Here is a 7101-nt window from a genome sequence, read left to right on the forward strand (position 1 = left end):
GTTACCCCGGACAGTTCCGACACGTCAGCGGGCCGGTCGAGTGCCGCTAACTGGCGTAACTTTGCACCAGCGACCCGGCCACGAGATGCCAGCCGTCGACAAGGACAAAGAAGATGAGCTTGAACGGTAGCGATATGGTCGCTGGCGGCAGCATCATCATGCCCATCGACATCAGGATTGACGACACCACGAGGTCGATGATCAGGAATGGCAGAAACAGCAGGAAGCCGATCTCGAAGGCGCGCCGCAGTTCGGAAATCATGAACGCGGGAATCAGCACTGTCATCGGGGTTTGCTCGACGCTCTCGACGCTGCGCTTGGACAGGTCGATAAACAGCTTGAGGTCGCTTTCCCGTGTCTGCTTGAGCATGAAGGTGCGAAACGGCGCATAAGCGCGCTGCAAGGCCTCCTCCTCGGTGATCTGCTCCTCCGTCAACGGCTTGATGCCCTGTTCCCAGGCGGCGTCGAAGGTGGGCGCCATGACGAAGAAGGACAGGAACATCGCCAGCGAGATCAGCACTGCGTTTGGCGGGGCCTGCTGGGTGCCAAGCGCGTTGCGCAACAGCGACAGCACGACGACCATGCGTGTGAACGACGTGACCGACAGCAGAATGCCGGGCGCCAGGCTGAGCACGGTCAGCAGCAGGATGATCTGTACGACCCGGCCAGTCAGCGATCCCTCGCCGAGGTTGACGGCAACCGATTGTGCCACGGCCGGTTCCGTGCCGAGCAACAGCAGGATCAGGGGCAGCAGGACGAGCAGGGGGCGTCGCATGGCTCAGTTGTCTTTCGCTCGGATGCCGGTCTCGATCACCGTCGTACCGGCCGGTTCGAGCAGCAGCAGATGTTCGACATCGTCGCGGCGCACCAGTACCAGCCGGCGACGGGCATCGACGGGGAGGGAGGCAATGACCGCCAGACGGTCGGTACGGGCCGCGCCCGGCAACGCAAGGCCGGGAATGCGATGGCCCCAGCGCCGCAGGGCATAGGCGGCGCCCAGCAGCAGGCCCAGTACGAGGGCCAGGGAGGCGACGAAGCGGAGATAGTCGACGCTATCCATTCACGGATTCCTGCGGGGGCACCGGTACATGCCCCCCGTTGGCGGCATAGACGCGCGCGAGCACGACGGCAACCGCCTCCATGGCCGGCGGGGGAATCGGGCTGTCCACTTCGAACGCTTCCAGCATCCGCACCAGTGCTGGGTCCTGCCGGACCTTGATGTCGTGGGCGAAGGCCGCGTCAAGGATCTGCTCCGCGAGGGCGCCGCGTCCCTTGGCGACCACGGTGGCGCCGTTGTCGCCCTGGCCCTTGATCGCCACGGCGGCACGGCTGAGATCATACTGACGCTCGGTATCATCGCTCATCGGTCCAGACTGCGGTGATCATGCTTAACATTCATTGAAGCACAGCCTAGCGGATATTTACCGCCTGTTAATGCTCCAGGCCGCATGCTGGCCACGGCTCTGGATGCACGAGGCGCGCTTTGGATTCCTCCTCGATACCAATCATCAAGGCGATGGCTCTGAAAATGCGCCAGCTCACCGCCCAGCAGCAGGTGGTGGCGCAAAACGTGGCCAATGCCGATACCCCGGGCTACCGGGCCCGGCAGCTGGTGGAACGCGATTTCTCGGACGTATTGGCGCGTGTCGAAGGTGGTCATGGCGCGCCGCGGGTCGGCAAGCCGCAGATCGAGGCTTCCGCCGCCTTGGTGGCGCTGGGCAGCCGTGCCGCCCGCAAGGCGGAGTCGGTGGAACAGAAGGACGTGTTCGAAACCAAGCCCAACGGCAACACCGTGGTGCTGGAAGAGCAGCTTCTGCAACTCGCGGATGTCCAGACCGAGTACACCGCCTTGACGAATTTGTATCGCAAGCAGAACGGTTTGCTGAAGACGGCCCTCGGCAAGGGCAGATGAGCGTAGGCGCCAGGAGTTAAGCAATGGAACTCGACAATGCCATGGCCATTTCCGCCTCGGGTCTCAAAGCCCAGTCGCTGCGGATGCGGGTGATCGCCGAAAACCTCGCCAACCAGGACTCGGTGGTGCCGGCCGTCGACGGCAATCCTTACCAGCGCAAGGTGGTGGTGTTTCGCGACGTGCTCGATCGCAAGACCGGCGTGCAGACGGTGAAGGTGGATCGGGTGACGGTCGATCGCTCGCCGTTCCGGCAGGAATATTCGCCGGGACATCCCGCCGCGGACGAGCGCGGCTATGTGCGCAAGCCGAACGTCGATGGACTTGTGGAGTCGACCGACATGAAGGAAGCGCAGCGCTCCTACGAGGCCAATCTCAATGCCATCGAGGCCGCCAAGACACTGACCATGCGCACCGTCGATCTGTTGCGCTGAACCGGTTGGGAGAGCTAGACCATGTCCATTCGCGCGCTTGATGCCGCCAACGCCTACGCCCAGTCGCTCGGACGCACGTCGGGTGGCCCGCTCGCCGAATCCGGTGGTCTTGACGCGCCGGCGGGGTCTGCCGGCAGCGCGTTCGGTCAGATGCTCGGCGACATGTTCACCAGCGCGGTGGATGCGACCAAACACTCCGAGGTCATGGCGGCGCGTTCGGTGGCCGGCAAGGCGGACCTGGTGGACGTGGTGACGGCGGTCAACAGCGCCGAGATGGCGGTGGAGACCCTGGTCGCGGTGCGCGATCGGGTGATATCGGCTTATCAGGAAATCATGCGGATGCCGATCTGACGCGGCCGCAGGTCTCGCGCGGGGGCGCCGTCGCGCGGGGTCAGTGCAGGCGTGGCAAGGCCTCGGCGGGCATCAGGCTGGCGACATCAAGACGTACCTGCGCGCTCAGCAGCGCCTCGCCCAGTTGACAGGCGATCTCCGCCAGCATGTCGGTCGTCATCACGCCCGTCAGCGCCTGCAGTATCAGCTGGCACCGCGCGTTGTCGCCCCGCTGCGCGCGTTCAAGCGCGGCGAGCAGACGCAGTTCATGGTCATCGACACGATGGCAGCAGGGTGTGCCGATCCTGATTCTCCGCTGCGACTGCAGGGCGATCTCCGCCAGCCACGTGCGCAGCAGGATCAGCACCCGTCTGGCCTGTTCTCCGAGCAGGGTATCGAAGGTGAGCGCGACCTGACGGTCCTGCAGGCGATCGGCGATCAGCCGGCGGATGCCCCACAACAGCAGGTGGGCGGGAGAGGGCAGTTCGATACACAGAACCACCCGATCGGAAGGTGAGGAGGTACTGAGCTGGATGGTTGAGCGTAGCGTCATCGCCGTCTCCCGCGCCGGAAGTGAGTCGTAGTGCAGTTGAGAGTGATTTGCAATAACTTCCTTGTCAATGGGCCGGCTTCGTTGCCATGGCCCCGTTGACGGTGCCACATCCGAAGGCGTAGGTCGGGTGTAAGCCTGCCTTAACCATCAGGGACCAAACTGCCGCAATGACGGGTGCCGATGTCCTCGACGTGTCGCGCGATGCGCTGCTGACGATGCTGATCGTCGCGGGACCACTGATGCTTGTCGCGCTGGTGGTCGGTCTGGGAATCGGCCTGTTTCAGGCGCTCACCCAGATTCAGGAAATGACGCTGACCTTCGTGCCCAAGATGATCACGATGGTACTGGTATTCCTCCTGCTGGCGCCCTTCATGGGGCGGATGCTGGGCGGCCTCATGGAGCGTATCGCCGAGCGCATTGTGTCGGGCTAGGTGATCCATGCCCGACTATATGAACGCGCAGATCACCGGATATTTCATCGTGTTCTGCCGGCTGGGCGCCATGCTGATGCTGATGCCGGCGGTGGGTGACGAGAATATCCCGCCGCAGGTGCGCCTGATCTTCGGGCTGCTGCTGACCCTCATCATCTACCCGACCGTCCTGATGATCCTGCCGGCGATGCCGACGACGTTCCCGGGCGTCGCCGCGCTGATCATTTCCGAAACGCTGGTCGGGCTCATGATAGGGGCGGCGGCCCGTATCCTGTTTTCCAGCATTCAGCTGACGGGCACCATCATCAGCGTGCAGTCGGGCCTGTCAGCGGCCATGGTTTTCGATCCGACGCAGGGAGCCCAAACCGTCCTGCTGGGGCGCTTTGTCGCGATGCTGGCGGTAGTGCTGCTGTTCGTCACCGAGATGCATCATCTGCTGCTGGGCGGCATGGCGCGCTCCTACGCCCTGTTCAAGCCGGGAGACGCTTTCATGGCGGGCGATTTCGCGGCGCTGGTGGTCCGGTTGCTGTCCCAGTCGTTCGAGATTGGTCTGCAGCTGGCCGCGCCGTTTCTCGTCTACGGCCTCATCTTCAACGTCGGTCTGGGGCTGCTGTCCCGGCTGACGCCACAGATCCAGGTGTTCTTCATTGCCCAGCCGCTGGGTATCCTGTTGTCGATGGGGCTGCTGCTGGCGACATTGGGCCTGATGATGACAATGTTCCTCAGTCGTTATGGCGACGCCATGCGCTCGTTCCTGGTGGGGTGATCCATGGCCGGCGAGGACGACGACGACTCCCAGAAGACGGAAGAACCCACCCAGCGCAAGCTGGATGAAGCCCGCAAGAAGGGCGAGGTTCCCCGATCAGCGGAAATGCGCCATGTCGCCATGCTCGGCGCGGGGCTGCTGGTCGCGACCATGTTCGCCGCCGGCATTGGCCGCGGTCTGGTGCCCATGTTCACCAATCTGCTCGGTCGCGCCGATGCCTACCGGCTGGATCAACAGGGTGCCCAGAATCTTGCGTTCGGCGTGGCGCAGGAGACCGGTCTGGTTCTGCTGGGGCCACTGGCGCTGCTCGTACTGGCGGCCATCGTCGGCGGCGTCATTCAGGGGCGGCCCACCATGTCGTGGGAAAAGATTGCGCCCAAATGGTCCAAGGTGGACCCGCTCAGCGGCATCAAGCGACTGTTCAGCATGAACGCCATTGTCGAGTTCATGAAGACGCTGGCCAAGTGCGCGATCATTGGTGTGGTCGGGGTGAGTGTGGTGTGGCCCTACAGCCGCCGCCTGGAGACCGCGCTGATGGGCTCAATCCCCGACATGCTGGCACTGATGGTGAGCCTCGTGGTCAAGCTGTTGCTGGCGGTGACGATCGTTGTCACCATTCTGGCGCTGGCCGATTTTGTTTACCAGCGTTTCGCCTTCACCAAGCGGATGCGCATGACCAAGCAGGAGATCAAGGACGAATACAAGCAGAGCGAGGGTGATCCGTACATCAAGGGGCGGCTGCGTCAGATCCGGATGGAACGCTCCCGCAAACGCATGATGGCGGCAGTGCCGACCGCGGACGTGATCGTCACCAACCCGACCCACTTCGCTGTTGCCCTGAAGTATGATCAGGACAGCATGGGCGCGCCCCGGGTGGTTGCCAAGGGCGTCGACAGCTTGGCCCTGCGCATCCGCGAGCTCGCGACCGAGAATGACGTGCCGATTGTCGAGAACCCGCCGCTGGCGCGGTCGCTGTACGCGGCCGTCGACCTCGACGAGGAAATCCAGCCTGAACATTACAAGGCGGTGGCCGAGGTGATCAGCTATGTGATGAAACTGCGTGGTCGGCTGCCGGCGTCGCGCAAGCCTCATTAAGACCGGCTGTCAGCCGCGCCACTCCGGACGCAGCAGACTCATCATCACCTGATCCCACCGGTCCTCGCCAACCCGGACAACCTGCCGGTTGATGCCCTCGGCACGGAAGCCGATGGCTTCATAGGCCCGTTGCGCCGCGACATTGAAAGTGTAGACCGCCAGTTCGGCACGATGGACCCAGGGTTTGGCGAACGCCTCGCCCAGCAGCCCCCGCGCGATCGGCTGAGACAGCCCCCAGCCGCGAAACTCCGGTGATACGCCGATACGGCACAGCCGGGCCGTGTCGGCGGCCTTGTCGAAGCGGACCTGGCCGTGTCCGACCAGTCGGCCATTAAGGTCGAAGGAGCGGCAGATCAGTGCCGGGTCCATGCGCATGTCATCGAGCTGACGGAGATCAAGTGGCACGGTGATATGGGGGCCGCCCCACTGCACAAGCTCGGCAAGAGAATGGAACCAGTTGCCCAGTTCCGGGTAATCGCGCCGCTCGAATGGCCTGATCGTCAGCTCGGACATTATGTTTTCCTTTTTCTCCAAGCGTATACTGATTTGGTCGTGCCAGCGCAAAGGTGCCGGTGGATTGCGATCGGTCGCCCGGCAGTGATATGGCCCTCCTGGAGGTGCCGGGGCGCCGATGGGTGGCCGCGTGACCATGGGGAGGGGAGGCGCGATTGACGCAATCATCAGGGGACTTCCTGCTGGCGCTTGATGAGGGCACCACGTCGACGCGTGCCGTGGTCTTTGATTCTGGAGGGCGCATCGTTGCGTCTGCGGGGCGCCCGCTCAGCCAGCATTACCCCCAGCCGGGCTGGGTTGAACATGATCCGCGCGAAATCTGGGACCGCACGCTGGACGCCGCGCGCGAGGCCATCGCCGCGGCCGGCGGCGTCTCGACCATTGCCGCCATCGGCATCACCAACCAGCGCGAGACGGTGGTTTTCTGGCATCGCCGGACCGGTGAGCCGCTGGCGCCCGCCATTGTCTGGCAGGACCGGCGGACTGCCGATCTTTGTCAGCAGCTGCGCGACGCCGGCCATGAACCGGCGGTGATGGCGCGCACCGGGCTGCCGCTCGACCCCTATTTTTCCGCCAGCAAGATCGCCTGGGGCCTGCGTCACTGGCCGGCAGTGGCCGCAGCCGCGCGCGCCGGCGATCTGGCCGTCGGGACGGTGGACTCATACCTGTTGTATCGGCTGACGGGTGGCGTGCACGCCACCGATGCCACCAATGCCTCACGCACGCTGCTGGCGGATATTGAGCGCTGCCAGTGGGACACCGGGCTGGCGGACCTGTTCGGGATTGATCTCGATCTCCTGCCGCGGATAACCGACAGCGCCGGCGAGCTGGGAAGTACCCTGCCGGTACTTTTCGGTCGGCCGCTGCCGATTCGCGGCATCGCCGGCGACCAACAGGCGGCGGCCATCGGTCAGGGTTGTGTCAGGGCCGGCAGTATCAAGGCGGTCGCGTCCGTCAAGGTGGTGTAATTTCGGCTGTGGCCGTGGGCCATCGTCAGGCGGCTTTGGCGGTGATGTGTAGGGGCTGATTTTCCTCCTCGATCATGGGTTGGTTGAGTTCGGCCATGCCTT

At 64.0% G+C, this 7101-nt stretch carries 11 protein-coding genes and 1 pseudogene; 7 read left to right on the forward strand and 5 right to left on the reverse strand.

The window, feature by feature from the left end; genetic code table 11:
- Positions 1-46: 46 nt before the first annotated feature.
- Genes fliP through ABU113_RS04115 form a run of 3 tightly spaced genes read right to left on the reverse strand, consistent with a single transcriptional unit; the run spans position 47 to position 1364 of the window.
- Positions 47-775 carry a flagellar type III secretion system pore protein FliP gene (gene fliP, locus ABU113_RS04105; protein ID WP_454558208.1) on the reverse strand — a complete coding sequence of 243 codons (729 nt, stop codon included), beginning with the start codon at positions 773-775 and terminating at the stop codon, positions 47-49.
- A gap of 3 nt (positions 776-778) precedes the next feature.
- Complete coding sequence (locus ABU113_RS04110) at positions 779-1060, reverse strand: flagellar biosynthetic protein FliO (RefSeq protein ID WP_454558209.1); 282 nt, start codon at positions 1058-1060, stop codon at positions 779-781.
- Positions 1053-1364 (reverse strand): EscU/YscU/HrcU family type III secretion system export apparatus switch protein, encoded by a 312-nt coding sequence (locus ABU113_RS04115; protein WP_454558210.1) that lies wholly within the window; start codon positions 1362-1364, stop codon positions 1053-1055. The genes ABU113_RS04110 and ABU113_RS04115 overlap by 8 nt, the downstream gene beginning before the upstream one ends.
- Before the next feature lie 152 nt (positions 1365-1516).
- Here ABU113_RS04115 and ABU113_RS04120 point away from each other — a divergent pair, with 152 nt between their 5' ends.
- Genes ABU113_RS04120 through ABU113_RS04130 form a run of 3 tightly spaced genes read left to right on the forward strand, consistent with a single transcriptional unit; the run spans position 1517 to position 2694 of the window.
- Positions 1517-1912 (forward strand): flagellar basal body protein, encoded by a 396-nt coding sequence (locus tag ABU113_RS04120; RefSeq protein WP_454558211.1) that lies wholly within the window; start codon positions 1517-1519, stop codon positions 1910-1912.
- A 23-nt stretch (positions 1913-1935) separates the two neighbouring features.
- A complete protein-coding gene (gene flgC, locus ABU113_RS04125) occupies positions 1936-2343 on the forward strand; it encodes a flagellar basal body rod protein FlgC (protein WP_454558212.1) in 408 nt (135 codons plus the stop codon).
- A gap of 21 nt (positions 2344-2364) precedes the next feature.
- A complete protein-coding gene (locus ABU113_RS04130) occupies positions 2365-2694 on the forward strand; it encodes a flagellar hook-basal body complex protein FliE (RefSeq protein ID WP_454558213.1) in 330 nt (109 codons plus the stop codon).
- A 40-nt stretch (positions 2695-2734) separates the two neighbouring features.
- Here the strand turns inward: ABU113_RS04130 and ABU113_RS04135 are convergent, their stop codons facing one another.
- The gene (locus ABU113_RS04135) at positions 2735-3226 is read right to left on the reverse strand and encodes a hypothetical protein (RefSeq protein ID WP_454558214.1); all 492 of its coding nucleotides are present in this window, start codon (positions 3224-3226) and stop codon (positions 2735-2737) included.
- A 167-nt stretch (positions 3227-3393) separates the two neighbouring features.
- Between ABU113_RS04135 and fliQ the strand changes: the two genes are divergently transcribed.
- Genes fliQ through flhB form a run of 3 tightly spaced genes read left to right on the forward strand, consistent with a single transcriptional unit; the run spans position 3394 to position 5518 of the window.
- Positions 3394-3657, forward strand: coding sequence for a flagellar biosynthesis protein FliQ (gene fliQ / locus ABU113_RS04140; RefSeq protein ID WP_454558215.1), 264 nt, complete (start codon positions 3394-3396; stop codon positions 3655-3657).
- Between the two features lie 7 nt (positions 3658-3664).
- The gene (gene fliR, locus ABU113_RS04145) at positions 3665-4423 is read left to right on the forward strand and encodes a flagellar biosynthetic protein FliR (RefSeq protein WP_454558216.1); all 759 of its coding nucleotides are present in this window, start codon (positions 3665-3667) and stop codon (positions 4421-4423) included.
- A gap of 3 nt (positions 4424-4426) precedes the next feature.
- Positions 4427-5518, forward strand: coding sequence for a flagellar biosynthesis protein FlhB (flhB, locus tag ABU113_RS04150; RefSeq protein WP_454558217.1), 1092 nt, complete (start codon positions 4427-4429; stop codon positions 5516-5518).
- A 9-nt stretch (positions 5519-5527) separates the two neighbouring features.
- On the opposite strand, the gene ABU113_RS04155 is transcribed toward flhB, so the two are convergent.
- Positions 5528-6031, reverse strand: a complete 504-nt coding sequence (locus ABU113_RS04155) for a GNAT family N-acetyltransferase (protein ID WP_454558218.1) — start codon at positions 6029-6031, stop codon at positions 5528-5530.
- A gap of 155 nt (positions 6032-6186) precedes the next feature.
- Between ABU113_RS04155 and ABU113_RS04160 the strand changes: the two are divergent.
- A pseudogene (locus ABU113_RS04160) lies at positions 6187-6975 on the forward strand (FGGY family carbohydrate kinase); the annotation flags it as partial.
- Positions 6976-7101: the final 126 nt, after the last annotated feature.

It is taken from the genome of Parapedomonas caeni (assembly GCF_041060555.1).
Classification (GTDB): Bacteria; Pseudomonadota; Alphaproteobacteria; order Sphingomonadales; family Sphingomonadaceae; genus CAUJIW01.